The organism is Pseudomonas sp. NPDC077186 (assembly GCF_044543505.1).
Classification (GTDB): Bacteria; Pseudomonadota; Gammaproteobacteria; order Pseudomonadales; family Pseudomonadaceae; genus Aquipseudomonas.
In genome coordinates this window covers 561670-587073 of record NZ_JBITWE010000002.1, presented here as the reverse complement: position 1 = coordinate 587073, position 25404 = coordinate 561670, and the positions used below count along the sequence as shown (strand labels likewise).

General features: G+C 68.5%; 27 protein-coding genes. 14 read left to right on the top strand and 13 right to left on the bottom strand.

The window, feature by feature from the left end; genetic code table 11:
- The first annotated feature begins 38 nt into the window (after positions 1–38).
- Positions 39–512 carry a thioesterase family protein gene (locus ACIGKL_RS11260; protein WP_397486713.1) on the top strand — a complete coding sequence of 158 codons (474 nt, stop codon included), beginning with the start codon at positions 39–41 and terminating at the stop codon, positions 510–512.
- 61 nt (positions 513–573) lie between these two features.
- Here ACIGKL_RS11260 and ACIGKL_RS11255 read toward each other — a convergent pair whose 3' ends face one another.
- Positions 574–969, bottom strand: coding sequence for a YkgJ family cysteine cluster protein (locus tag ACIGKL_RS11255; protein WP_397486712.1), 396 nt, complete (start codon positions 967–969; stop codon positions 574–576).
- Positions 970–1192: 223 nt separating this feature from the next.
- Between ACIGKL_RS11255 and ACIGKL_RS11250 the strand changes: the two genes are divergently transcribed.
- The 8 genes from ACIGKL_RS11250 (at position 1193) to ACIGKL_RS11215 (ending at position 12781) form a co-directional block, all read left to right on the top strand.
- A complete protein-coding gene (locus ACIGKL_RS11250; RefSeq protein WP_397486711.1) occupies positions 1193–4828 on the top strand; it encodes a DUF2339 domain-containing protein in 3636 nt (1211 codons plus the stop codon).
- On the top strand, positions 4828–6168 hold the full coding sequence (locus ACIGKL_RS11245; RefSeq protein ID WP_397486861.1) for a DUF3999 domain-containing protein: 1341 nt from the start codon (positions 4828–4830) through the stop codon (positions 6166–6168). The genes ACIGKL_RS11250 and ACIGKL_RS11245 overlap by 1 nt, the downstream gene beginning before the upstream one ends.
- Before the next feature lie 381 nt (positions 6169–6549).
- Positions 6550–8199: a histidine kinase N-terminal 7TM domain-containing protein gene (locus tag ACIGKL_RS11240; RefSeq protein ID WP_397486710.1), complete on the top strand. Its 1650-nt coding sequence runs from the start codon at positions 6550–6552 to the stop codon at positions 8197–8199.
- 87 nt (positions 8200–8286) lie between these two features.
- Complete coding sequence (gene estP / locus ACIGKL_RS11235) at positions 8287–10131, top strand: esterase EstP (protein WP_397486709.1); 1845 nt, start codon at positions 8287–8289, stop codon at positions 10129–10131.
- 159 nt (positions 10132–10290) lie between these two features.
- Complete coding sequence (locus ACIGKL_RS11230) at positions 10291–11298, top strand: class 1 fructose-bisphosphatase (protein WP_397486708.1); 1008 nt, start codon at positions 10291–10293, stop codon at positions 11296–11298.
- A gap of 4 nt (positions 11299–11302) precedes the next feature.
- On the top strand, positions 11303–11905 hold the full coding sequence (locus tag ACIGKL_RS11225; RefSeq protein ID WP_397486706.1) for a DUF924 family protein: 603 nt from the start codon (positions 11303–11305) through the stop codon (positions 11903–11905).
- Between the two features lie 70 nt (positions 11906–11975).
- Positions 11976–12227, top strand: coding sequence for an outer membrane protein assembly factor BamE (bamE, locus tag ACIGKL_RS11220; protein WP_397486705.1), 252 nt, complete (start codon positions 11976–11978; stop codon positions 12225–12227).
- Positions 12228–12238: 11 nt separating this feature from the next.
- Positions 12239–12781, top strand: a complete 543-nt coding sequence (locus tag ACIGKL_RS11215) for a lipocalin family protein (RefSeq protein ID WP_397486704.1) — start codon at positions 12239–12241, stop codon at positions 12779–12781.
- A 34-nt stretch (positions 12782–12815) separates the two neighbouring features.
- On the opposite strand, the gene ACIGKL_RS11210 is transcribed toward ACIGKL_RS11215, so the two are convergent.
- Positions 12816–13253 (bottom strand): hypothetical protein, encoded by a 438-nt coding sequence (locus ACIGKL_RS11210; protein WP_397486703.1) that lies wholly within the window; start codon positions 13251–13253, stop codon positions 12816–12818.
- Between the two features lie 81 nt (positions 13254–13334).
- On the opposite strand from ACIGKL_RS11210, the gene pip reads away from it, so the two are divergent.
- Both pip and dtd read left to right on the top strand, forming a co-directional pair.
- The gene (gene pip, locus ACIGKL_RS11205; RefSeq protein WP_122109238.1) at positions 13335–14306 is read left to right on the top strand and encodes a prolyl aminopeptidase; all 972 of its coding nucleotides are present in this window, start codon (positions 13335–13337) and stop codon (positions 14304–14306) included.
- On the top strand, positions 14303–14740 hold the full coding sequence (gene dtd / locus ACIGKL_RS11200; protein ID WP_397486702.1) for a D-aminoacyl-tRNA deacylase: 438 nt from the start codon (positions 14303–14305) through the stop codon (positions 14738–14740). The genes pip and dtd overlap by 4 nt, the downstream gene beginning before the upstream one ends.
- Before the next feature lie 79 nt (positions 14741–14819).
- On the opposite strand, the gene ACIGKL_RS11195 is transcribed toward dtd, so the two are convergent.
- From ACIGKL_RS11195 to ubiE, 9 genes are all read right to left on the bottom strand, one after another.
- Positions 14820–15530 (bottom strand): 16S rRNA (uracil(1498)-N(3))-methyltransferase, encoded by a 711-nt coding sequence (locus ACIGKL_RS11195; protein WP_397486701.1) that lies wholly within the window; start codon positions 15528–15530, stop codon positions 14820–14822.
- A complete protein-coding gene (tatC, locus tag ACIGKL_RS11190) occupies positions 15527–16324 on the bottom strand; it encodes a twin-arginine translocase subunit TatC (RefSeq protein WP_397486700.1) in 798 nt (265 codons plus the stop codon). Before tatC ends, ACIGKL_RS11195 begins: the two co-directional genes overlap by 4 nt.
- Complete coding sequence (tatB, locus tag ACIGKL_RS11185; protein ID WP_397486699.1) at positions 16321–16650, bottom strand: Sec-independent protein translocase protein TatB; 330 nt, start codon at positions 16648–16650, stop codon at positions 16321–16323. Before tatB ends, tatC begins: the two co-directional genes overlap by 4 nt.
- A 3-nt stretch (positions 16651–16653) precedes the next feature.
- On the bottom strand, positions 16654–16887 hold the full coding sequence (gene tatA, locus ACIGKL_RS11180) for a twin-arginine translocase TatA/TatE family subunit (protein WP_397486698.1): 234 nt from the start codon (positions 16885–16887) through the stop codon (positions 16654–16656).
- Between the two features lie 27 nt (positions 16888–16914).
- Positions 16915–17247: a phosphoribosyl-ATP diphosphatase gene (locus ACIGKL_RS11175; protein WP_021441806.1), complete on the bottom strand. Its 333-nt coding sequence runs from the start codon at positions 17245–17247 to the stop codon at positions 16915–16917.
- Entirely contained in the window at positions 17240–17641 is a 402-nt protein-coding gene (gene hisI / locus ACIGKL_RS11170; RefSeq protein WP_397486697.1) for a phosphoribosyl-AMP cyclohydrolase, read from the bottom strand. Before hisI ends, ACIGKL_RS11175 begins: the two co-directional genes overlap by 8 nt.
- Before the next feature lie 73 nt (positions 17642–17714).
- Positions 17715–19298 carry a ubiquinone biosynthesis regulatory protein kinase UbiB gene (gene ubiB, locus ACIGKL_RS11165; RefSeq protein WP_397486696.1) on the bottom strand — a complete coding sequence of 528 codons (1584 nt, stop codon included), beginning with the start codon at positions 19296–19298 and terminating at the stop codon, positions 17715–17717.
- Positions 19295–19912, bottom strand: a complete 618-nt coding sequence (locus ACIGKL_RS11160; RefSeq protein WP_397486695.1) for an SCP2 domain-containing protein — start codon at positions 19910–19912, stop codon at positions 19295–19297. Before ACIGKL_RS11160 ends, ubiB begins: the two co-directional genes overlap by 4 nt.
- On the bottom strand, positions 19912–20682 hold the full coding sequence (ubiE, locus tag ACIGKL_RS11155; RefSeq protein WP_397486694.1) for a bifunctional demethylmenaquinone methyltransferase/2-methoxy-6-polyprenyl-1,4-benzoquinol methylase UbiE: 771 nt from the start codon (positions 20680–20682) through the stop codon (positions 19912–19914). The genes ACIGKL_RS11160 and ubiE overlap by 1 nt, the downstream gene beginning before the upstream one ends.
- A 356-nt stretch (positions 20683–21038) precedes the next feature.
- On the opposite strand from ubiE, the gene ACIGKL_RS11150 reads away from it, so the two are divergent.
- The 3 genes from ACIGKL_RS11150 to ACIGKL_RS11140 all read left to right on the top strand — a co-directional run bounded on the left by ACIGKL_RS11150 (position 21039) and on the right by ACIGKL_RS11140 (position 22817).
- Positions 21039–21314 (top strand): polyhydroxyalkanoic acid system family protein, encoded by a 276-nt coding sequence (locus ACIGKL_RS11150; protein WP_021444112.1) that lies wholly within the window; start codon positions 21039–21041, stop codon positions 21312–21314.
- Positions 21315–21541: 227 nt separating this feature from the next.
- A complete protein-coding gene (locus tag ACIGKL_RS11145) occupies positions 21542–21988 on the top strand; it encodes a phasin family protein (protein ID WP_397486693.1) in 447 nt (148 codons plus the stop codon).
- A gap of 10 nt (positions 21989–21998) precedes the next feature.
- The gene (locus ACIGKL_RS11140; protein WP_397486692.1) at positions 21999–22817 is read left to right on the top strand and encodes a phasin family protein; all 819 of its coding nucleotides are present in this window, start codon (positions 21999–22001) and stop codon (positions 22815–22817) included.
- Between the two features lie 57 nt (positions 22818–22874).
- Here ACIGKL_RS11140 and ACIGKL_RS11135 read toward each other — a convergent pair whose 3' ends face one another.
- Both ACIGKL_RS11135 and phaC read right to left on the bottom strand, forming a co-directional pair.
- Complete coding sequence (locus ACIGKL_RS11135) at positions 22875–23489, bottom strand: TetR/AcrR family transcriptional regulator (protein ID WP_397486691.1); 615 nt, start codon at positions 23487–23489, stop codon at positions 22875–22877.
- A 67-nt stretch (positions 23490–23556) separates the two neighbouring features.
- Entirely contained in the window at positions 23557–25239 is a 1683-nt protein-coding gene (gene phaC / locus ACIGKL_RS11130) for a class II poly(R)-hydroxyalkanoic acid synthase (RefSeq protein ID WP_397486690.1), read from the bottom strand.
- Positions 25240–25404: the final 165 nt, after the last annotated feature.

Sequence of the window (25404 nt, the reverse complement as noted above, 5' to 3'; positions counted from 1 at the left end):
AGAGGGGCTGGGGGAGTAGGCCTAGCCGGAGCCGGAATATGAACCTGCCTACCTACCAAACCGCCGTCTCCCCCGATTGGGTCGACTACAACGGCCATCTGCGCGACGCCTTCTACCTGCTGATCTTCAGCCACGCCACCGATGCGCTGATGGAGGTGCTGGGCCTGGACGAGGCCGGCCGCGCGCGCAGCGGGCATACGCTCTACACCCTGGAATGCCACCTCAACTTCCTGGCGGAAGTGAAGGAGGGTGAACAGGTCGAGGTGCGCACCCAGCTGTTGGCCCATGACGCCAAGCGCCTGCAGATCCACCATGGCCTGCACCGGCCGGGCGAGGACGCCAGCCTGGCGGAAAGCGAGCAGATGCTGATCAATATCGACAGCGCCGCCGGCCGCTCGGCGCCCTTCGACGCCCAGGTGGCGGGCAAGGTGGCGCAACTGGCCCGCGAACATCAGGATCTGCCGCGCCCGGCCTGCGTTGGCCGGGTGATCGGCCTGCGTCGCGGTTCGTAGGGTGCACCGCGGTTCGTAGGGTGCGCCGTGCGCACCAAGGTCACAGCCCCCGCGGCAAGCCTTACTTCGGCTTGTAGGCGCAATACCCCGGCCGTGGGCCGACCTTGGGGTGATGGCGGCAGGTGTCCGGGCGCTTGTCGTAGACGCTGCACAGGCGCGTCTTGCGATCGAGGAACAGGCAGTCGTTGTTGGACATGCGGGTCAGGGTGAAGATGCCCGACTTCTGGTTGAAGCGCTCCACCACCCCGTCCTTCTGCAGGCGCTTGGCGATGTTCTTCGGCGGCTCGCTGCGCTCGAACTCGTCCACCAGCTCCAGGCGGATCAGGTCGTTCAGGCGTACTTCGACCGGTAGGGTGCAGCAGCTGGACATGCAGCTGTGGCACATGTCGCTGCTGTACTTGGCCCAGGTTTCCAGGCGGTCGAGTTCGGCGGCGGCGATCAGGCGGGGTTTCATCATCGTCGGGTCATGGGCGGTCTGCGCCGCACGGGTTGGGGGCGGCGATGATAGCGGGCGCGCCGCGTTTGTGAAGCACCGGCCGGCAGTTGCCCACTTTGCGTTGTGCCTGTGACCGCTGTGGCAGTCGTCTCCCTGGGTGTTGGCGAGCGCGCCTCCTATACTGGGCGCACCTCGGCCTGCCAGGGATGCGAGGCGACTTCCTTATCGGAGCGGGACACACTGCATGCAATGGATCTTCATGCTGGTCGGCTTGGTACTCGGCGCTGGGGCCAGCGAATCCGTCAGCGGCGCCATTCTCGGCGGCCTGCTCGGCCTCAGTCTGGGCCAGGCGCTGCGGCTGCACGGCCTGGAGCAGCGCAACGGGCAACTGGCCGCCCAGCTCAAGGACTTCGCCGAACGCTTCGAACGCGGTACCGGCGCCATCCACGAGCGCCTGCTCAGGGTGGAGCAGGGACTGCGGCCCGAGCCTGAGCCCGCGTCTGCCGAGCCGAGCGCCAGCGTCGAACCGCGGCCCGAGCCGGTCGTGGCCGAGGCCTCCACCACCGAGCAGGCGCCAGAGGCGGAGCTGGACTGGACGCTGGAGCCGGAAATCGAGGCGCCGCCGCCACAACCCGCCGAAGCGCCAGCGCCGACGCCCGTGGCTGCGCAGGTCGCCCAGGAGCCGCCTCCGGCGCCCCAGGCCGGCCCCTGGAAACCCCGCGGGCCGCGTGAGCCTAACCTGCTCGAACGCGGCTTCGCCCTGGCCAAGGCCTGGCTGCTGGGTGGCAACACCGTGCTGCGGGTCGGCGTGGTGCTGCTGTTCCTCGGCCTGGCCTTCCTCCTGCGCTACGCCACCGAAGGCGTCGAGGTACCGGTCGAGCTGCGCTATATGGGCGTGGCGGCCAGTGCGCTGGCTCTGCTCGGCCTGGGCTGGTGGCTGCGTGGGCGCAATCCCGGCTACGCCCTGGTGCTGCAGGGCACCGGTATCGCCGTGCTGTACCTGACGGTGTTCGCCGCCATGCGCCTGCACCCCTTGCTCGACCCCGGCATGGCCCTCGGGCTGCTGGTGGCGGTGACGCTGTGCTCGGCGATTCTCGCCGTGCGCCAGGACGCCCTCGGCCTGGCTGCCGCGGCGGCGCTCGGCGGTTTCGCCGCGCCTATCCTGACCTCCACCGGCAGCGGCAACCATGTCGCGCTGTTCTCCTATTTCGCCCTGCTCAACGCCGGCATCTTCGCCATCGCCTGGTTCAAGGCCTGGCGCCTGCTCAACCTGATCGGCTTCGTCGGCACCTTCGGCATCGGCTTCGCCTGGGGACTGCGCTCCTACACGCCGGAGCTGTTGTGGAGCACCCAGCCGTTCCTGGTGCTGTTCTTCCTGATGTATGTGGCCATCGGCCTGCTGTTCGCCCGGCGCAAGCTGCGCGAGGCGGGCGACGCCCCTGAGGAGCGCGACGCGCTGCTGCACTGGTCGGCGCGCCGCGGCGACTATGTCGACGCCACCGCGCTGTTCGGCCCGCCGCTGATCGGCTTCGGCCTGCAGCTGGCGCTGGTGCGCCATATCGAGTTCGCCGCGGCGTTCAGCGCCCTCGGCCTGGGCCTGTTCTACCTGCTGCTGGCGCACCTGCTCAGGGCGCGCGCCGGGCATCGCGCGCTGCTGCTGGTGGAGACCTGCCTGGCCCTCGGCGTGGTGTTCGCCAGCCTGGCCATTCCGCTGGGCCTGGACGCGCGCTGGACCTCCGCGGCCTGGGCGGTGGAGGGCGCCGGCATCTTCTGGCTCGGCCTGCGCCAGGGGCGGCCGCTGGCGCGCGCCTTCGCCCTGCTGCTGCAACTTGGCGCGGCGCTGGCCTTTCTCGCCGCTCTGGACGCCGGCAGCGCCAGCCTGCTGGACGGCTCGCCGCTGGGCGCCTTGATGCTCGGCGCGGCGCTGTTGTTCAGTTTCTGGCAACTGCGCCAGGGGCCGCAGGCCGCCAGCCGCTGGGAAAACCGCCTGCTGCCCTGGCTGGCTGTCGCCGGGCTGGCCTTCCTCTACCTGATCGCGCCGCTGCTCTTCGCGGTACCCGCTACGGCCATCGCCTGGGCCCTGGCTGGGCTGGCGACACTGCTGGTGGGCCTGCGCATCGGCGCGCGCAGCTTCCTGTTCGGCGCCTTCGCCGTGCAGCTGCTCGGCGGCCTGTTGTTCCTCGGCCAGATGGCGCTGGATGCGGCCTTCGGCCGCGGCGGCTTCAATGCCGGCTGGCTGGGTCTGCTGGCCGCCTCGCTGCTCGGCTTCGGCCTGATCGCCGGCATGCTGCTGGCGGCGCGCGATCCGCAGATACGCGCCAGCCGCCGCCTGCTGACCGGGCTGTCGCTGGTGCTGCTGGCGGGGCTGGCCTTCGTCAACCTGGCGGTGCTGTTCGTCCTGCCCTGGGTCGCCGCCGCGGCGGTGTGGGGCGGCAGCGGCCTCCTGATCCTCTGGCTCGGCCTGTACCTGCAGCAGCGTGCGGCCTTCTACTTCAGCCTGGCGCTGCAGCTGTTCGCCGGCCTGGCCTTCCTCGCCGCGGGGCCATTGTTGCTGGCGGGTATCAGCGGCGAGGGCCTGACGCCGTTGGCGCATACCGGCTTCTGGACGCCGGCGGTGCTCGGCCTGGCCGCACAGCTCGGTGCCTGGCGCCTGCAGGCGCTGGCGCGGCGCGAGCAGGGCGCGGGGCTGGAAGGCGTCAGCCTGCTGCGCCTGGGCCAGCTATTGCTGGTCTGGGGCGCGGTCTGGTGGGCCTTGGCGCTGGCCAGCGAGGTGCTGCGCTTCGCCGCTCCGGCGCTGCAGCCGGCCCTGCTGCTCGGCGCCGCCACCCTCAGCGTGGCCCTCTGGGGGTTGCTCGCCGCACGCAGCCAGTGGCGCGAGCTGGCGCTGCTGTGCAGCCTGCTGGCGCCGCTGGGCGGGGTGATCCTGCTGCACGCCTGGCACGGCTGGTATCACCCGGCGGCGAACTTCGCCTGGCTGGCCTGGCTGGGCCTGTTCGCCGTGCATTTCCTCGTTCTGCGCCGGCTCGGCGCCCTGCTGTCGAGCCGGGCGGCGAGCGCGGCGCACGTGCTCGGCTGCTGGCTGCTGCTCGGGGTGCTGGCGCTGGAGCTGCGCTACCTGCTGCTGAATCTTTCCGAGCACTACAACGCCTGGCGCTGGCTGGGCTGGGCGCTGCTGCCCAGCGCCTACCTGTGGGCCATGGCGCTGCCGCGCGCCTGGCCCTGGCCGCTGTCGGCGCATGAGCGCGACTACCGCCTGCTGGCCGCCGCGCCGCTGGCGCTGCTGATGCTGGGCTGGTTCTGGCTGGCCAACGCGCTCAGCGCCGGCGACGCCGAGCCGCTGGCCTACCTGCCGCTGCTCAACCCGCTGGAGCTGGGCCTGTTGCTGGGCCTGGGCGCGCTGTTCGCCTGGGGCCGCTTCGCGCTGCCGCAGTTTGGCCTGGAGCCGACGCGTGCGCTGCAACTGGCCCAGGGCGTGGCCGGGCTGTCGCTGTTCGCCCTGCTCACCGCCATGGTCATGCGCACGGCGCATCACTGGGGCGGCGTGCCCTGGCACAGCGCGGCGCTGCTCGATTCGATGCTAGTGCAGGCCGGGATGTCCATCGTCTGGACCCTGATCGCCCTGGCGCTGATGCTCTTCGGCCACCTGCGCGTGCGCCGCGAACTGTGGCTGCTGGGCGCGGCGCTGATCGCCGTGGTGGTGGCCAAGCTGCTGTTCGTCGAGCTGGTCAATCGCGGCGGCCTGGAGCGTATCGTGTCCTTTATCGGCGTCGGCGTGCTGCTGCTGGTGGTGGGCTATTTCGCCCCCTTGCCGCCGCGCCAGGCCGAACCCTCGGCGAGCGACGAACAACAGCCCCCGGCCCATAAGGAGCCCGCCGCGTGATGCGCATCCGTCCGTTTCTCCTGCTGGCCCTGCTGCTGGGCGGCGCCGTACAGGCCGCCGAGCGTCCGCAGGACTTCCGCCAGACGCTGCCGCTGCAGCTGTCCGGCGAGGGCCCCTGGTATCGCCTGGAGCTGCCCATCGCCGCGCACCTGGCCGCGCGCCACGGCGACCTGCGCGATCTGCGGGTGTTCGACGCCGGCGGCCAGGCGCAGGCCTATGCGCTGATTCCCGGGCGCAGCGAGACCCTGCAGCAGGAGCAGGAACACGGCGTGCGCTGGTTCCCCCTGCACGGCCGGGCCGATGCCGCGCAGGCGCCGGCGCTGCGGGTCGAGCGCAGCACCACGGGCACCCTGATCGAGCTGCGCGGCGAGTCCGCTGCCGAACCGGACCAGCAACTGCGCGGCTGGCTGCTCGACGCCAGCGCCATCGACGCCCCATTGGTGCGCCTGAGCCTGGACTGGAGCGGCGGCGAGGAGGGCTTTCAGCGCTTCGCCATCGAGGCCAGCGACGACCTGCAGCACTGGCGCGACTGGGGCGAAGGGCAGCTGGCGCGGCTGAGTTTCGCCGCCGAGCGCATCGACCAGCGCCAGGTCGAGCTGCCCGGCCAGCGCGCGCGCTACCTGCGCCTGCTCTGGCGCAGCCCGCAGCAGGCGCCGCAGCTGGAGGCGGTGACCCTGCGCAGCCGCCGCCAGGACCATCAGCCGGCGCCGCTGGTGTGGTCCGAGCCGCTGCCGGCGCAGCGCGCCGGCGACGGCCAGTACCAGTGGCAGCTGCCGCTGGCCCTGCCGCTGGAGCGCCTGCGCCTGCCGCTGGAACAGGCCAATACCCTGGCGCCGCTGCGCTTCGAGGCGCGCACGAGCGAGCAGGGGCCCTGGCGCCCGCTGGTCAGCGGCCTGCTCTACCGCCTGCCGGAGAACGGCCGCGAGGTGCGTCACGAGGAACTGGCGCTGCCGGGCTGGCCGGTGCAGCAGTTGCGCCTGCACCTGGATGCCCGCGGCGGCGGCCTGGGCGAGGCGACGCCGCGCCTGCAGCTGGCGCTGCGTGCGACCCAGCTGGTGTTCCTCGCCCGCGGCGAGCCGCCGTACCGGCTGGCGCTGGGCCACGCCGGCGCGCAGTCGGCGGCGCTGCCGCTGGCCAGCCTGATCCCCGGCTACAAGCCCGAGCGTCTGGCCGGCTTGGGGCGTGCCGAGCTGGGCGAGCTGGCCAGCCAGGCGCAGACGGCGAGCGGCGAGCCGCCACGCGACTGGCAGCGCTTCGGACTTTGGGCTGTACTGCTGCTGGGAGTTGGCTTGCTGGCGGCCATGGCCGCCAGCCTGCTGCGTCGTCCGCCCAACGCCTGATCCTGTGCTTGGGCCAGGGTACGACTGGATCGGGGGCTGTCGTAGGTTGGGTTGAGGAGCAACGCGACGAAGCCCAACGGACGATGACGGAGCAACGGCGAAGCCTGGACAGGCATCGGCGAGTCGATGGACGCAGGGCGGAGCGCTACGCGCTCCCCGTTGGGCTTCGCTGCGCTCAGCGCCAACCTACTCGAATAAATAAAGCCCTGCTGAAACAGGGGCTTTGCAGTATCTTAGGCGCCCTGCGCCGAGCCAGGAGTTGAGGTCAGGAAGGCCCTTGCGTATTTCCATTCGCGTCACCGTCCAGTCGTCCCGTGCCGTCGCCCCAGCGCGCGGCGAGGCGTTCGTTTCCCCGCTGCAACCGCTGTGGAGAGGCTGCTGATGCAGGCCTGCCTGGCTTCCGGCTGGAGCCTGTCGCCGCCGGTGCTGATGACCCTGCTGGTGTGCCTCGGGGTGATCCTGTTGGCGCACTGGGTGACCCGCCAGCGCGACTTCCCCGGACGCGACAGTTTCATCCTGCTGCACCTGGCCAGCCTCTGGTGGATGGCCGCCGCGGCGCTGGAAATGAGCTTTTTCGCCGCCGAATGCAAGATGTTCTGGGCCAGCATGGCCTGGCCGGGCATCGTCTCCACGCCGACCTTCTGGGCGGTGTTCCTCTGGCAATACGTCAACAGCATGCGCACGCCGCTGGCGCGCAGCAGCATCCTCGGCCTCAGCCTGGTGCCGTTGCTGGTCTGGGCCCTGGCCCTGAGCAACCCCTGGCACGGCCTGTTCTACGGCGCCGGCAGCGCGCCGATCGACGCCAGCCCGGGGGCGCCGGTGCGCTATCAGCACGGCCCGCTGTTCTACGCCACGGCGGTCTACGTCTACCTGTTCATGGCCTTCTGCATGGGCGTGGTGACCCGCGCCGCGGCACTCAGCCAGGGTCTGCACCGCCGCCACTACCTGGCGTTCGTGCTGGTCACCGCGGTGCCCTGGGTGGCCAACGTCGGCTACGTGGGGTTCGGCTGGACCCTGTTCGGCTTCGATCCCACCCCTTTCAGCTTCGCCTTCACTTTGCTGGCCTTCTCCTGGTTGATCGTCGGCGTGCGTCTGTTCGACCTGCTGCCGGTGGCCCGTCACCTGCTGCTCGAGGCGCTGCTCGACCCGGTGCTGGTGGTCGACCCGCGCGGGCGGGTGATTGAGGCCAACCCGGCGGCGCTCAAGCTGGCCGGCCTGCAGCAGGGCTGGCAGGGGCGCGAGCTGGGCGACTGGCCGGTGTTCGGCGCCGACCTGCAGCAGCTGCTCGATGAACAGGCCGGCGCCGACCCGAGCCTGCCGCTGACCCTGACCAGCGCGGCGCGCTACTACGAGGTGCGCGTGCGCGCCATCGAGCGCGCCACCCGCCACGGTCCGGTGCTGCTCGGCCATATGCTCTACGTGCGCGACGTCACCCAGCGCCAGCTCAGCGAACTCAAGCTGGCCGAGGCCCTGGCCCTCAGCGAGGAGCGTCTGCGCACCATCAGCAGCCTGCACGAGCAGTTGCGCGAGCAGGCCCTGTGCGACCCGCTCACCGGCCTATACAACCGCCGCTACCTGGACGAGTTCTTCGCCCGCGAATTGGCCCGCGCCCAGCGCGAGCAGGTGCCGCTGGCCGTGGCGCTGATCGACCTCGACCACTTCAAGCGGCTCAACGACGAATGCGGCCACCTGGTCGGCGACGACGTGCTCAAGGCCGTGGCCCAGCACCTGCTGGACAACCTGCGCAGCACCGACGCGGTGTTCCGCATCGGCGGCGAGGAGTTCCTGCTGATTCTGCCGGGGCTGGATGCGGCGGCCGCGACCAGTCGACTGGAGTCGCTGCGCGCACAACTGGCGCAGATCGGCCAGCCGACGCGCGTCGGCACGCTGCCGGTGACCCTGTCGGCCGGCATCGCCCTGTGGCCGGCCCACGGCGACGGGCTCGACGGCCTGCTGCAGGCCGCCGACGTGGCGCTCTACACGGCCAAGCGCAACGGCCGCAACCGGGTCCAGCTGGCCCTCGCGCATTGAACTCAATCGCCACCAGATAGGTGTTTTTCGCCGCAACAGTCGCTACATTTGCTGGGCAGTTCATACCAACAACAATAAGGACTCGCCATGAAGCGCCTTCTAACCCCGTTGGCGGCCGCCTGCCTGCTGGCCAGCGCCACCCCGCTTTACGCCGCTCCCTACAGCGCCCTCCATGTGTTCGGCGACAGCCTCAGCGACGCCGGCTGGTTCGCCGACCCCGATGGCCCGGCGGGCGCCACCACCCGTTTCACCAATCGCGTCGGGCCGACCTACCAGGATGGCAGCGGCGAAATCTTCGGCCCCGTGGCGCCCATGCTGCTGGGCGATGCGCTCGGCCTCGGCGGCGCCGGGCTCGGCCCGGCCAATACGGTGGCCGGCGGCAACAACTGGGCGGTCGGCGGTTACCGTACCGACGAGATTCTCCAGACCATCAGCGGCCCCGGCGGTTATCTGGCCTCCAGCGGCGGACGTGCCGATCCCAACGCGCTGTACTACCTGACCGGCGGCGGCAACGACTTCCTCCAATTCCGCGTGGTCGACACCGCCAGCGCCCAGGCCGCCGCGGGGCGTCTGGTCGACAGCGTGGAAACGCTGCAGCAGGCCGGGGCGCGCTACATCATGGTCTGGCTGCTGCCGGACATCGGGCTGACGCCGAACTTCTATGGCGGCGGCCTGCAGGATCTGGTGACCTCGCTCGGCGCCGATTTCAACGACGAGCTGGTGCTGCAACTGGCCGCGGTCGATGCCAACGTGATTCCGCTGAATATCCCGCTCAATCTCGCCGAGACCCTCAGCGATCCGGGGCGCTACGGCCTGGTCGCCGACCGCGACACGGTGATCGGCACCTGCTTCGACGGTTGCAGCAACCCCAACCCGGTCTATGGCCTCAACGGCACCAGCCCCGATCCGACCAAGCTGCTGTTCAACGACAGCGTGCACCCGACCATCGCCGGCCAGCGCCTGATTGCCGACTACGCCTATTCGCTGCTCGCCGCGCCCTGGGAGGTCACCCTGCTGCCGGAGATGGCCCTGGGCACCCTGCGCGGCCATCAGGACCAGCTGCGCGCCCAGTGGCTGGCCGACTGGGAGGCCTGGCAAGGCGTCGGCCAGTGGCGTGCCTTCGTCAACGGCGGCGGCCAGCGCCTGGATTACGACCTGCACGGCGGCGATGCCGATGGCAACGGCTACAGCCTCAACTTCGGCGCCAGCTACCGCCTCGACGAGGCCTGGCGCCTGGGGCTGGCGGCCGGGCTCTACCAGCAGAGCCTGGAGGCCGGCGCGGCGGATTCCGACTACGACCTGCGCAGCTACATCGGCACCGCGTTCGCCCAGTACCAGCACAACCGCTGGTGGGGCGATCTGGCCGCCAGCGCCGGTCACCTGGATTACCACGACCTCGAGCGCCAGTTCGCCATCGGCCCGGCCACCAACTCGGAGAAGGGCGACACCGACGGCCAGCTCTGGGCCTTCAGCGGCCGTTTCGGCTACGACATCGCCCAGCCGGGCAGCCAGTGGCACCTGAGCCCCTTCGTCAGCGCCGACTACGTGCAGATCGACGTGGACGGCTATGCCGAGGACGGCCAGCGCTCCACGGCACTGAGTTATGACGACCAGGAGCGCAAGTCCCGGCGCCTCGGCTTCGGCTTCCAGGGGCTGTACGACCTGACGCCGCAGACCCGCCTGTTCGGCGAGTTGGCCATGGAGCGCGAATACGAGGACGACGCCAGCGAGGTGCGCATGAGCCTCAACAGCCTGCCGGGGATCGACTTCGAGCTGCCCGGTTACCAGCCGGACGATCGCAGCCTGCGCGGTCACCTGGGCGTCAGCCACAGCCTGGGCAATGGCCTGTCGTTGCGCGGCAGCTACAGCTACCGGCATGCCGACGACGAAGTCCAGCACGGCCTGAACCTGGCGCTGTCGCTGGATCTCTAGTCGCTGCGGCCGCTGCCCGCGCGCGCCCGGCGGCGCGCGCGGGCCTATGGCCAGCTGCACGTTCCGTCAGTTTCTCGGGTTTCGCCGCGGCCGCGGGGAGGCGGTCGCGCCGCGAACGGGTTAAACTGCGCGCGATTTTTTCCCTTTCCGGAGCCGTCCATGTCCCGCGTCACCCTGAGCCGCTACCTGATCGAGCAGACTCGCAGCCACAACACCCCGGCCGACCTGCGTTTCCTTATCGAAGTCGTGGCACGGGCTTGCAAGGCGATCAGCCATCAGGTGTCCAAGGGCGCCCTCGGCGGCGTGCTCGGCAGCCTGGACAGCGAAAACGTGCAGGGCGAAGTGCAGAAGAAGCTCGACGTGATCTCCAACGAGATCCTCCTGGAAGCCAACGAGTGGGGCGGCCACCTGGCCGGCATGGCCTCCGAGGAGATGGACAACGCCTACCAGATCCCCGGCAAGTACCCGAAAGGTGCCTACCTGCTGGTGTTCGACCCGCTGGACGGCTCCAGCAACATCGACGTCAACGTTTCGGTCGGCACCATTTTCTCCGTGCTGCGCTGCCCTGAGCGCAACGGCGACACCGGCGACCTCGGCGAGGAAGCCTTCCTTCAGCCGGGTACCCAGCAGGTTGCCGCCGGCTACGCCATCTATGGCCCGCAAACCATGCTGATGCTGACCCTCGGCGACGGTGTCAAGGGGTTCACCCTGGATCGTGAACTCGGCAGCTTCGTGCTCACCCACGACAACATCAAGGTGCCGGAGGCGACCAAGGAATTCGCCATCAACATGTCCAACCAACGCCACTGGGAAGCCCCGGTGCAGCGTTATGTCTCCGAGCTGCTGGCCGGTGAAACCGGGCCGCTGGGGCGCAACTACAACATGCGCTGGATCGCCTCGATGGTGGCCGACGTGCACCGTATCCTCACCCGCGGCGGCGTGTTCATGTACCCGCGCGACGCCCGCGAGCCGGACAAGCCGGGCAAGCTGCGCCTGATGTACGAGGCCAACCCGATGTCGATGATCATCGAACAGGCCGGTGGCGCTGCGACCGACGGTAGCCAGCGCATTCTCGATATCCAGCCCACTTCCCTGCACCAGCGCGTGCCGGTATTCCTCGGTTCCAAGGAAGAAGTGCTGCGCGTCACCGCCTACCACCGCGGCTGACCCCGTGCAGCCCTGGCAGCCCTTGCTCGACTGGTGGTTCGGCACCGCCCCCGGCAGTGCCGGCGAGGTGGCGGCGGCGCGCCAGGGGCTGTGGTTCGGCAAGCGTGACAGCCAGGACGAAGAGGCCCGCGAGCGCTTCGCCGGGCGGGTCGAACAGGCCCTGGCCGGCGAGCTGCAGGGCTGGCAGGCCACGGCGCCGGGCTGGCTGGCCAGGCTGATCCTGCTCGACCAGCTGCCGCGGATGATCTTCCGCGACACCCCGCGTGCCTTCGCCGGTGACCCGTTGGCCCGGGCGCTGCTGCGGCAGGGGCTCGAGCTGGGCCTGGACCGCCAGCTGACGCCGATCGAGCGGGTCTTTGCCTATATCGTCTTCGAGCATGCCGAGGACCTGGCCCTGCAGGATCGTGCCGTCGAGCTGTTTCGCGGGCTGCATGAACAGGCGGCTGCGGACGAACGCAGCCTGTTCGCCGGCTTTCTCGACTTCGCCGAGCGCCATCGGCGGGTGATCGCCCGCTTCGGCCGCTTCCCCCATCGCAACCTCATCCTCGGCCGCGTGTCGAGCGACGAAGAACAGGCCTTCCTGCGGGAACCCGGCTCGCGTTTCTGAACTCCAAGCGGGCACGTTGCGGCCTGCTATGCCAAGCTTGTCGCGTCCATGTCCTCCAGGAGTCTCATCCATGTCGATGCGTGTCGTCGTGCTGCTCGCCTGCTGCCTGCTGGCCGCCTGCAGCAAGGTCAACCAGGAAAACTACGCCAAGCTCAAGGCCGGTATGAGCAAGGACGAGGTGGAAAGCCTGCTCGGCGCGCCGGGCGAGTGCGCCGGTGCCCTGGGCATGTCCAGCTGCACCTGGGGCGACGACAAGAGCTTTATCAGCGTGCAGTACGCCGGCGACAAGGTGCTGATGTTCTCCGGCAAGGGCCTCAAGTGAAGGGAGCCAGCATGCGTTCGATCATCCTTGCCGGCGCGCTGCTCGCGCTCGTCGGTTGCGCCAACTCGGGCACCGGCCACATTCCGCCGGAGCCGCCGCAAACCATGCAGGTCGACCTGCAGCGCTACCAGGGCACCTGGTACGAGCTGGCGCGGCTGCCGATGTTCTTCCAGCGCAACTGCGTACAGTCCGAGGCGCATTACGGTCTGCGCGACGACGGCCGCATCGCGGTGAGCAACCGTTGCCGCGATGACGACGGCGAGTGGATCGAGGCCAAGGGCGTGGCCGAGCCTCAGGTCGAAGGCCGTACCGACAAGCTCTGGGTGCGCTTCGACAACTGGGCCAGCAAGCTGCTGCCGATCAAGGGCGACTACTGGGTGCTGTACCGCGACGAGGACTACCGCGTCGCGCTGGTCGGCCATCCCGAGCGCGACTACCTCTGGCTGCTGTCGCGCACCCCGCAAGTGGACGCCGCCATCCGCGACAAGCTGCTCGCCGTGGCGCGCGAGCAGGGTTACGACACCGCCGAGCTGATCTGGCGCCAGGCCGATTAGGGGCCTGCCGGGAGTAGCCCGGATTTTATCCGGGTTACTCCCAGCTCAGCCGCGCCAGTTTCCATTGGTCATCTTCCAGCCACCATTCCAGCTGCACCGCATAGTGCCGCGCGCTGTCGGGGATCAAGCCCTCGGCGCCGCTCAGGCCGACCTGGGCCTCGGTATGGCCCTTGCCGGCGATCGCGGCATCGATCCAGCTGTTCTTGCCCAGGGCGATCACCCGGATGTTCTTGTGACGCAGGAACAGCAAGGCCATGGTGCGCTTGGCCCACTCGCGGTCCAGCTCCTGGCGGGCGAGGAACTCGGGATGCAGCTGCGCCATCGTCGCGCCGCTGTCCTTGGCTTCGATATTGTCCTGCAACTGCTGCACGGCCGCCTCCAGCGCGGCCTGTGGGTCGTCCTTGGCGCCGCAGCCGCCCAGCAGCAGGGCGAAAAACAGCGCCAGGGGCCAGGTCGGAAAGCGTATCGACATGCTGAAACTCCTTTTTCATGGTTATGATGCCCGGCAGAGCGGAACACGGCAGTTGTAGCCCATCGAGCCAGGAGCCCCACCATGCAGACTTTGTATCCGGAGATCAAACCCTACGCCCGCCACGAGCTGGCGGTCGAGCCGCCGCATGTCCTCTACGTGGACGAGAGCGGCTCGGCGGACGGGTTGCCGGTGCTGTTCATTCATGGCGGGCCGGGTGCCGGTTGCGATGCCGCCAGCCGCCGCTACTTCGATCCCAACCACTACCGCATCGTCACCTTCGACCAGCGCGGCTGCGGCCGCTCGACGCCGCACGCCAGCCTGGAGGGCAACAGCACCCAGGCGCTGATCGGCGATATCGAACGTATCCGCGAGCATCTGGGCATCGACAAGTTCGTGCTGTTCGGCGGCTCCTGGGGCTCGACCCTGGCGCTGGCCTACGCCCAGGCGCATCCGCAGCGGGTGCACGGGCTGATCCTGCGCGGCATCTTCCTGTGCCGGCCGCAGGAGTTCCACTGGTTCTATCAGGAGGGCGCCAGCCGCCTGTTCCCCGACTACTGGGAGGACTACCTCGCGCCGATCCCGGCGGAGGAGCGCGGCGACCTGATGCAGGCCTTCTACAAGCGCCTCACTGGCGCCGACCAGATCGCCCAGATGCACGCGGCCAAGGCCTGGTCGACCTGGGAGGGGCGCACCGCTACCCTGCGCCCCAACCCACAGGTGGTCGAGCGCTTCAGCGAGGCCCACCGCGCGCTGTCGATCGCCCGCATCGAGTGCCATTACTTCGTCAACCAGGCCTTCCTTGAGCCCGATCAGCTGCTGCGCGACATGCCGAAGATCGCCCACCTGCCGGGCATCATCGTGCACGGTCGCTACGACGCCATCTGCCCGCTGGACAACGCCTGGGCGCTGCACCAGGCCTGGCCCAACAGCGAACTGCAGATCATCCGCGACGCCGGTCACTCGGCGGCCGAGCCGGGCATCACCGATGCCCTGGTGCGCGCCGCCGAGCAGATGGCCCGGCGCCTGCTCGACCTGGCCCCGGACGAAGCATGAAGGCGCTGATCCAGCGCGTCAGCGCCGCGCGTGTCGAGGTGGCGGGCGAGGTGGTCGGCGCCATCGACCGGGGCTTGCTGGCGCTGATCGGCGTCGAGCCGCAGGACGATGCGGCCAGCGTCGCCAGGCTGCTGCACAAACTGCTCAACTACCGGGTGTTCGGCGACGAGGCCGGCAAGATGAACCTGTCGCTGAAAGACGTGCAGGGCGGCCTGCTGCTGGTGTCGCAGTTCACCCTGGCCGCCGATACCAAGAGCGGTATGCGCCCGAGTTTTTCCAGCGCCGCCGCGCCGGCCCAGGGCCAGGCCCTGTTCGATCTGCTGCTCGAGCAGGCGCGGGCGCAGCACCCTCAGGTGGCCACTGGCCGTTTCGGCGCCGAAATGCAGGTGCATCTGGTCAACGATGGGCCGGTGACCTTTCTCCTGGAGGTTTGACGGATGACGCGCGGTAGGGTGCGCCGTGCGCACCGAGGCGAAGTGCTCTCGTTTTGGCGGCGCGCACGGCGCCCTACAGCTAGAACAGCCGCGCCAGCAGCGCCGGTACTGCCGTTTCCACCCGCAGGATGCGCTCGCCGAGTTGCACCGGTTGCAGGCCCGCGGCCTGGCCCAGCAGCGCCACCTCGTAGGGGATCCAGCCGCCTTCCGGGCCTATGGCCAGGGTCACCGGGCCTGAAACCGCGCGCGGGCAGGGCGGATGGTCGCCGGGATGGCCGACCAGGCCGAGCGTGCCGGCGGCCAGAGTCGGCAGACGATCCTCGACGAAGGGCTTGAAGCGCTTTTCGATCAGCACCTCGGGCAGCAGGGTGTCGCGCGCCTGCTCCAGGCCGAGGATCAGTTGCTCGCGGATGGCTTCGGGTTCGAGGAAGGGGGTCTGCCAGAAACTCTTTTCCACCCGGTAGCTGTTGACCAGCACCAGGCGCGGCACGCCCATGGCGGCGATGGTCTGTAGCACGCGCTTGAGCATCTTCGGCCTGGGCAGGGCCAGTACCAGGGTCAGCGGCAGCTTGGCCGGCGGCGCCTGGGTGAGGGCAACCTGCAGTTCGGCGTGCGCATCGTCCAGGGCCAGCAGCCGGCCTTCGCCCATCTGCCCGCCGAGGCGGCCGACGCGCAGGCAGTCGCCAGCGGCGGCGCGGTGTACTTCGTGCAGGTGCTTGAGACGGCGGCCGGTCAGGCGGGCCCGCTCGGCGCCGATGAAGTCGGCGTCCTCCAGCAGCAGCAGGTTCACGGCAGCGGCGCGGGCGGCTGGTCTTCGGGCTTGGCCTCGTCGTCGGCGTCGGCCTGGGCTTCGCTGCGCTGTTTGACCAGGCTGCCGGCCAGCACGCCGGCCTCGAACAGCAGCCACATCGGCACCGCCAGCAGGGTCTGCGAGAACACGTCCGGTGGGGTCAGCACCATGCCGACCACGAAGCAGCCGACTATCACGTAGGGGCGGCTCTTGCGCAGGGTGGCGACGTCGACGAGGCCGACCCAGATCACCAGAAAGGTGGCAATCGGGATTTCAAAGGCCACGCCGAAGGCGAAGAACAGGGTGAGCACGAAGTCCAGGTACTGGCCGATGTCGGTCATCATCGCCACCCCTTCCGGGGTCACGCTGGCGAAGAAGCCGAACATGATCGGGAATACCACGAAGTAGGCGAAGGCCATGCCGGCGTAGAACAGCAGGATGCTGGAAATCAGCAGCGGCACGGCGATGCGCTTCTCGTGGGTGTACAGCCCCGGCGCGATAAAGCCCCAGGCCTGCTGCAGGATCACCGGCATGCCGAGAAACAGCGCGCACATCAGGGTCAGCTTGAACGGCGTGAGGAACGGCGAGGCGACGCCGGTGGCGATCATCGTCGCGCCCTCCGGCAGGTAGGCGCGCAGCGGCGCGGCCACCAGGGCGTAGATGTCCTGGGCGAAGTAGAACAGCCCGGCGAAGATCAGCAGGATGATCACCACGCAGCGCAACAGGCGCGCGCGCAGCTCGGTCAGGTGCGAGACCAGGGGCATTTCCTGGTCGGCGTCCGGGTGTCGGCTCATGGCTGGCGTGGGGTGTCCTGGCTGGTGGGCGCCGGCTCGGCCTTGGCGGGCTCGCTGGCAGGCTTGGTGGCAGGGTCGAGGATCTCCTGCTTCATCGCCTTCATTTCCCGCTCCAGTTCGAGAATCTGCTCGTTATGCAGCTGGCGGCGGATCTCGTCGGCGCCGATCTCGCGTTCCACCTCTGCCTTGATCGCGCTGAAGCTGCGCTTGATCCGGCCGATCCACAGGCCGGCCGTGCGCACCGCGCCGGGCAGGCGCTCGGGGCCGAGCACCACCAGGGCGACCAGGCCGACCAGCAGCAGTTCGCTGAAACCGACGTCGAACATGGCTCAGTCTTTCTTCGCCGGCTCTTCGACCTTGCGCGCCTGGGCGTCGATGGTCTGCCCCTTGGGCTCTTCCACCGCCGGTTTCTCGGCTTCGCCGTGGTCCATCGACTTGCGGAAACCCTTGATCGCGTCGCCCAGGTCCGAGCCCAGGCTCTTCAGGCGCTTGGTGCCGAACAGCATGACCACGATGAGCAGGATGATCAGGAGTTGCCATATGCTGATGCCACCGAATCCCATGATGCGTTCTCCGTTGTGAGAGGTTGTTCAGTTTTGCGGTCGCGCGGCTTTTTCCGCGTGGCCGGACAGGCCGAAGCGCCGCTCCAGCTCGTCCAGCACGGCCTGCGGGTGCTGGCCGAGGGCGGCGAGCACCACCAGGCTGTGGAACCACAGGTCGGCGGTTTCGTAGATCAGGTCGCTGCAGTCGCCGCTGGCAGCGGCGTCCTTGGCGGCGAGGATGGTTTCCACCGACTCCTCGCCGAGCTTCTCGAGAATCTTGTTCAGGCCCTTGTGATACAGGCTGGCGACGTAGGAGCTGTCGGGGGCGGCGCCCTTGCGCGCCTCCAGCACCTCGGCCAGGCGGCTCAGGGTGTCACTCATGGCGGTGTCCTGCGTGATAGATGGCGTGCGGGTCTTTGCGCACGGCGTCGACGGTTTTCCAGCCGCCGTTTTCATAGACGCGGTAGAAGCAGCTCTCGCGCCCGGTGTGGCAGGCGATGCCGCCGAGCTGCTCGACCATTAGCACGATGACGTCGGCGTCGCAGTCCAGGCGCAGCTCGTGCAGCTTCTGCACGTGGCCGGATTCCTCGCCCTTGCGCCACAGCTTGCCGCGCGAGCGTGACCAGTAGATGGCGCGCTGCTCACTCACGGTCAGGGCGAGGGATTCGCGGTTCATCCAGGCCATCATCAGGATGCGGCCGCTCTGGTGATCCTGGGCGATGGCCGGCACCAGGCCGTCTGCGTTCCAGTGGATTTCGTCGAGCCAATCGTTCATTGGGGTTCCGTGTCGGTGCTGCCGGGCCGAAGCCCGTCGATACGCCAAGTGTGCCAGTGCGGCGGCCGACTGGCTATCGGCGCAGCACCAGATAGAGCCCGCCGCCGAGCATCAACCAGGCCGGCCAGGCCGCCAGCAGCGGCGCCAGGCCCTGCACCGCGCCGGCGCCGATCAGCGCCGCGCCGAGCAGGCGCAGCGGCCACTGCCCGTTGCTCGGTTGCGCTGCCTGCGGCGCCGGTTGTTGCAGGCGCTCCAGGGCGTCGCGGGCGATCTGCGACAGGTGCGGCACCTGCTCGGCCTGCTGCTGCAGGTTGCGCAGCAGGTGCAGCGGGCTGACCCGCTCGCGCATCCAGCGTTCGAGGAAGGGCTGCGCGGTGCTCCACAGGTCCAGGTCCGGGTACAGCTGGCGACCCAGGCCCTCGATATTCAGCAGGGTCTTCTGCAGCAGCACCAGCTGCGGCTGCACTTCCATGTTGAAGCGCCGCGCGGTCTGGAACAGGCGCAGCAGCAGCTGACCGAAGGAAATTTCCTTCAGCGGCCTCTCGAAGATCGGCTCGCACACGGTGCGGATCGCCGCCTCGAACTCGTTGACCTTGGTGTCGGCCGGCACCCAGCCCGAGTCGATGTGCAGCTGCGCCACCTTGCGGTAGTCGCGCTTGAAGAAAGCGATCAGGTTGCGCGCCAGGTAGTCCTGGTCCTCGTCGGTGAGGCTGCCGATGATGCCGCAGTCGATGGCGATGTACTGCGGACTCCAGGGCGTGCGGGTGCTGACGAAGATGTTGCCGGGGTGCATGTCGGCGTGGAAGAAGCTGTCGCGAAACACCTGGGTGAAGAAGATTTCCACGCCGCGCTCGGCCAAGAGCTTCATGTCGGTGCGCTGGTCGGCCAGGGTCGCCAGGTCGGTCACCGGGATGCCGTAGATGCGCTCCATCACCAGCACCTGCGGGCGGCACAGGTCCCAGTACACCTGCGGCACGTAGAGCAGCTTCGATCCGTCGAAGTTGCGCTTGAGCTGGCTGGCATTGGCCGCTTCGCGCAGCAGGTCGAGCTCGTCGTAGATGGTCTTCTCGTAGTCGCCGACCACCTCCACCGGGCGCAGGCGGCGGGCGTCGGCGGAGGCCTGCTCGGCGAGGCGGGCGAGCAGGAACAGCCAGGCCAGGTCCTGGCGGATCACCGGCTTTAAGCCCGGGCGGATCACCTTGACCACCACCTCTTCGCCGCTTTTCAGCTGCGCGGCGTGCACCTGGGCCACCGAGGCGGAGGCCAGCGGCTGGCTGTCGAAGCGGGCGAACAGCTCGCCCACCGGCGCGCCGAGCTGGCCTTCGATCAGGGCGATGGCCTGGGCTTCGGGGAAGGGCGGCACCTGATCCTGCAGGCGCGCCAGCTCGTCGGCGATGTCCGCCGGCAGCAGGTCGCGGCGGGTGGAGAGCAACTGGCCGAACTTGATAAAGATCGGCCCCAAATCTTCCAGCGCCAGGCGCAGGCGCGCGCCGCGCGACAGTTGCAGCGGCTTGCGCGGCAGCCAGCGCCAGGGCAGCAGCCAGCCCAGGGCGCGCAGCCACACCGGCAGCGGCAGCGCCAGCAGCAGCTCGTCCAGCTGGTAGCGGACGATCACGCGCTGGATGCGCAGCAGGCGGCGAACGGCGAGTAGTTTCATGCGTCGGGCTTAGGTCGTGAGGCGAGGCGCTCGATGCGCGCCTCGAGGCGGTCGAGGGCGAGCTTGAGCTGGTCCAGTTCGGCGAAGCGCACCTCGGCCTCGCGCTGGCCGACCAGGCTGCGCGATTCTTCGGCGAGGTAGTCGGCCAGATCCTGCTTGAGGCTGGCGGCGCCAGTCGCCGCGAGGTTCACCCGGCTGCGCAGATGGCCGGCGAGCAGGGGGCTGGCGACTGGGCCGAGCCAGCGCGACAGTTCGTATTCCCAGTCCAGCTCCAGGTCCTGGAGGATGCCGGCCAGCTCCAGCAGCACCGCGCTGTCGCCGTCCAGCGACACTTCTGGGCGGTGCAGCACGGCGGTCTTGTCGCGGCTCAGCGCCAGGCGCGCAAGGCTGGCGGCGGGGGCGGTGAGGCTGCAGTCGGCGGGCGCCTGCCATTGCCCGGCCAGCTGCAGGCCGTCGCCGCTGGGCAGGATGAACAGCTCCAGCGCCGGGCTCTGGCAGTGCACGGCGATCACCTTGCCGGCCAGCTTGTGCAGACGCGGCAGGGCGGTGCCGTCCAGACGCAGGATGCGATTGAGGCCCGCCTCGACGCCGGCCAGCAGCCCGCTCAGCAGCATCAGGGCTTGATGCCGCGGTGCAGGGCGACGATGCCGCCGGTCATGTTGTGGTAGGTGACGCGCTCGAAGCCGGCCTCGACCATCATCGCCTTGAGGGTTTCCTGATCCGGATGCATGCGGATCGACTCGGCCAGGTAGCGGTAGCTGTCGGCGTCGTTGCTGATCAGCTTGCCGGCCAGCGGCATGAAACTGAACGAGTAGGTGTCGTAGGCCTTGGCCAGCAGCGGGTTGCCCGGCTTGGAGAACTCCAGCACCAGAAGGCGCCCGCCGGGCTTGAGCACGCGCAGCATGGAGCGCAGGGCGTCTTCCTTGTGCGTCACGTTGCGCAGGCCGAAGGCGATGCTGACCACGTCGAAGTGGTTGTCGGGGAACGGCAGCTTCTCCGCATCGGCCTGGACGAACTGCACGTTGCCGGCCACGCCCTTGTCCAGCAGGCGGTCGCGGCCGACCTTGAGCATGGAGTCGTTGATGTCGGCCAGCACCACCTGGCCGCTCGGGCCGACGATGCTGGCAAACTTGCGGGTCAGATCGCCGGTGCCGCCGGCGATATCCAGCACGCGGTTGCCCGCGCGCACGCCGGACAGCTCGATGGTGAAACGCTTCCACAGGCGATGCAGGCCGCCGGACAGCACGTCGTTCATCAGGTCGTACTTGGCCGCCACCGAGTGGAACACCTCGGCCACTTTTTCCGCCTTCTGGCTTTCCGGCACGTCCTGGAAACCGAAGTGGGTGGTGGGTTCCTGCTCCTGGGCCTTGCGTGGATCGCTCATATCGCTCTACCGGCTAAAAAACGCCGCTCATTCTAGCAGGCCATCGAAAAACTATCTGCGTTGCCATCGCTGCGTTAAAAACAGGCTCGGCAGGCCGTTTGCGGCCAACGCACTTCAGTGCGGCCCGGAGGGCGAGCGAAGCGAGTACTGCTCATTTACAAGTCGTAAACTCCGCTTCCTCGCCTGTTTTTGCCTTGCGCTGACTGCCTCGCCTACGTTTCTCAATGTCCTACTCGGCGCCCGGCGCCTTTGTCTTGCCCGGGTGCCCGGCCGCGCGGCGGGCTGGTAGAGTGATGTGACCCCATGCCGCAGGCCACGGCCGCCGCGGCGCTCGGTAGTCAGTCGAAGGAGTTGCCATGTCCCGTATTCGCGTCGAACGTCCCCACCAGCTCGGCCGCGCCGCTGCGCGCGAGAAGGCCGAGCAACTGGCCGAGCGCCTGGCCCGCGAGTACGACGTGCGCTACCGCTGGAATGGCGACACCCTGGAGTTCAAGCGCAGCGGCGCCGACGGCAGCATCGAGGTGGGCGAGGATCGGGTGTGCGTCGAGCTCAAGCTGGGCCTGCTGCTGTCGGCCATGGGCGGCAGCATCAAGCGTGAGATCGAGCAGGTGCTGGACAAGTCGTTGGCGTAGGTTGGCGCTGAGCGCAGCGAAGCCCAACAGGGAGCACGCAGTGCTCCGCCCGACGATCCCCGCGGCTGGAGTCTCGCAGCCGGCTGCAATTCGAGGCTGGGGTGGATGACGCGCGATCCACCCGACCGCGCGCCTAGTATGCGATTTCTAATTTTTCTCCCTAGGGTGTACCCAAGCCTGCATTCCGTGGGCGTTTCCGCTAACTGTCAAAGCGCGTGAGGTGCACCATGTCGAAAGTTGCCGTGAAGAAGAAAGTCGAAGCCGTGGCCGAGGACAAAGTCGGTCTGCTCGATGACGTCAAGGGCTATGCCCGCAAGATCTACCTGGCGGGCCTGGGCGCCTACGCCAAGGCCGGTGCCGAGGGTGTCGAGTACTTCAAGGAACTGGTCAAGAGCGGCGAGAGCCTCGAGAGCAAGGGCAAGCAGCTGGTCGACGAACAGGTCGAAGCCGCCAACAGCCAGATCGAATCGGTAAAGAAAACCGTCAACTCCAACGTCACCAGCGTCAAGGGCAAGGTCGAAGTGCAGCTCGACAAGATCGAGAAGGCCTTCGACACCCGTGTCGCCGCCGCCCTGAACCGTATCGGCATTCCCTCCAAGCAGGATGTTGAGGCACTCTCTGCTAAGCTGGATGAGCTGAGCGCGTTGCTCGAGCACGTCGCGCGTACCAAATAAGGAGATCAGGATGGCTGTTAAGAAGAAAACCGAGAAACAGACCAGCTCCTGGATCGGCGAGGTCGAGAAATACTCGCGCCAGATCTGGTTGGCAGGCTTGGGCGCTTACTCCAAGGTTAGCAAGGACGGCACCAAGCTGTTCGATACCCTGGTCAAGGACGGCGAGAAGGCCGAGAAACTGGCCAAGAGCGAAGTCGACAAGCAGGTCGATGCGGTGAAAGCCGGCGTCGGCTCCAAGGTCGGTTCCGCCAAGTCCAAGGTCGATGAGGTCAAGGACAAGGCGATCGGCAAGTGGAGCGAGCTGGAAGAGGCTTTCGACAAGCGTCTGAACAATGCCATCTCGCGGCTGGGCGTGCCCAGCCGCAACGAGGTCAAGGCATTGAACGACAAGGTCGACAGCCTGACCAAGCAGCTGGAGAAGATCGCTGGCGTATCGGCCAAGTCGGTGGCCAAGCCGGCGGCGAAAGCGGCTGCCAAGCCGGCACCGAAAGCCGCGGCGAAACCGGCCGCCAAGCCGGTGACCAAGGCTGCCGCCAAGCCGGCTGCAAAAGCTGCGGCCAAACCGGCAGCGGCCAAGCCTGCGGCCGCCGCCAAGCCGGTCGCCAAGCCCGCTGCCAAACCGGCAGCCAAGGCCGCGGCGAAACCTGCTGCCAAGCCGGCGGCGAAACCGGCAGCGGCGAAGAAGCCGGCGGCGAAGAAGCCTGCCGCGCCCAAGGCCGCTGCAGCGAAGCCGGCCGCTGCGGCCCCCGTCGCGGCTCCCGCGGCGGCGCCTGCAGCTCCGGCACCGGCCCCGGCTGCCGTTGCGGCGACGCCTGCCACCCCGTCCTGAGTTTCTCGGGATCACAAGCGCCCGGCCTAGTGCCGGGCGTTTGCGTTTCTGCGCGGCTCAGGCGTCCAGGTAGCGCTGCGCCAGTTGCTCGGCGGCGAAGCGCGAAGGCGCGGCCAGGTGCGGCGCCACCAGCATCATCACCTGATAGACCACCAGGCGACTCTCGCCGTCGCTGCCGAGGATGCGCTGGTAGTCGAGGGAGAACAGCAGGGTCAGGGTGATCTGCTCCACCAGTTGGCCGAGGGCGCGGGTGTCGCTGACCAGTTGTCCCTCGGCCATCAGCCGCGCCAGCAATGCGGCCAGGGTGCGCTTGAGCGCGTTCAGCCAGTGGCGGATACCGCGCGCCAGCTTGGGCAGGCGTCCGGCCAGGTTGGACAGGTCCTGGAACAGGAAGCGGTACTGCGCCAGGCGCTCGACGATCAGGTGGAGGAACAGCCAGTAGTCCTCGACGTCCAGCTGCGCGTCGGCGGGAGGGTCGAGCAGCGGCGCCATCTCGGCCTGGAAGCGTTCGAACAGCTCCAGCACCAGCGGCTCCTTGCCGTGGAAGTGGTAATAGAGATTGCCCGGACTGATCTCCAGCTCGTTGGCGATCTCCAGGGTCGAGACGTTAGGCTCGCCCTGCTGGTTGAACAGCTGCAGGGCGGTGTGCAGGATGCGCTCGCGGGTTTTCATCCGATCTTCTTATTCAGGGCGCGGAGGCGTTGACGATAACGCGGCCGGCGCGGCGCCGGCCAGCCCTTCAACGGATATGCACGTAGGTGCCGGGCGCGGCCTCCATCGGCGGATGCTTCTGGTCGCCCAGCGCCAGCAGGGTCTCGCGCTGCTCGCCGGAGCGTGCCTGAATCCATTCCAGCCACTGCGGCCACCAGCTACCCGGCACGTGCTGGGCGTCGTGGTACCAGGCGCGTGGGTCCGAGGTCAGCTTGCCGTTCTCGTAGTAGTTGGCCTTGGGGTTGCCTGGCGGGTTGAGGATGCTCTGGATATGCCCGCTGTTGGACAGGATGAAGCGGCGTTCGCCGCCGAGCAGCAGGGCCGAGCGATACACCGCGTCCCAGGGCGTGATGTGGTCGTTGATGCCGGCCACGCTGAAGCTGTCCACCGTGACCTTGGCCAGGTCCACCGGGGTGCCGCAGACCTCCAGGCCGCCGGCGCGGCTCAGCGGGTTGTGCTTGAAGAAGTCGATCAGGTCGCCGTGCAGCGCCGCCGGCAGGCGGGTGTTGTCGTTGTTCCAGTAGAGGATGTCGAAGGCCGGCGGCTGCTTGCCGAGCAGGTAGTTGTTGACCCAGTAGTTCCAGATCAGGTCGTTGGGGCGCATCCAGGCGAACACCTTGGCCATGTCGCGGCCGTCCAGCACGCCCTGCTGGTAGGAGCGGCGCTTGGCCGATTCCAGGGTCTGCTCGTCGGCGAAGAGCATGGCCGGGCTGTCGATCTGGCTGTCCAGCAGGCTGACCATGTAGGTGGCGCTGGCCACCTTGCGCAGCTGCCGCTTGGCCTGCAGGTGGCCCTGCAGGGCGGCGATGGTCAGGCCGCCGGCGCAGGCGCCGAGCAGGTTGACCTCCTTGCTGCCGCTGATCGCGCGGCAGGCGTCGACGGCTTCCTCGACCGCCTGCACGTAGCTCGACAGGCCCCATTCGCGGTGCCGCGCGTCCGGGTTGCGCCAGCTGATCATGAAGGTTTGCAGGCCGTTCTTCAGCGCGTACTGGACGAAGCTCTTGTCGTTGGACAGGTCGAAGATGTAGTACTTGTTGATTTGCGGCGGCACGATCAGCAGCGGCTTGGCGTACTGTTTCTCGCTCATCGGCCGGTACTGGATCAGCTCCAGCAGCTCGTTGCGAAACACCACGGCGCCTGGGGTGCAGGCCAGGTTGCGGCCGACTTCGAAGGCGTGCTTGCTGACCTGGCTGGGCAGGCCGTCGTTGTGCAGCAGGTCGTCGAGCAGATGGCGCATGCCCTTGAACAGGCTGCTGCCGCCGCTGTTGAACAGCTCCTTGAGCGCCAGCGGGTTGAGCAGGCTGTTGGACGGCGCCAGGGCGTCGCTGAGGATCGCCGCGAGAAAACGCGCGCGGGCGCGGTCGTCGGCCGACAGCTCGCTGTCGTCGATCCAGGCGCCCAGTTGCTTCTGCCAGGCCAGGTAGGCCTGCAGGCTGCGCCGGTAGAAGGGGTTGAGCTGCCAGGTGGGGTCGGCGAAGCGCGCGTCCTGCGGGTTGGTCTTGTGCAGGGTGTCGCCGAGCAGCACGCGGCCGAGTTGGCCGCCGAAGGCTAGCAGGTGGCGGCTGCTGCGCACCGGATGCTTGAGCCCCTGCACGGCGAGCAGGCGCACGGTGGAGAGCAGGTCGCGGCCGCGCACGCCGACCACAGCGCTCTGGGCGTTCATGAACGTGGCAGGCGTGGGCAGGGCGCCGCTATTGGGCTTGTCTCGCATGGGGCAACACTCCGTCGTCAATCCTGGTAGAGACTTTCAAGGTACGAGGCTGCGCAGCAAGCCTTGTACCAAGCGCGCCGGAAGGGCGTTCCAGACAGCCGCGCGAATCAGGCGGAGGCGCTGCGGCGGCCTCCTTGTCGAGCAATCTGACAGTCGTGCACTACA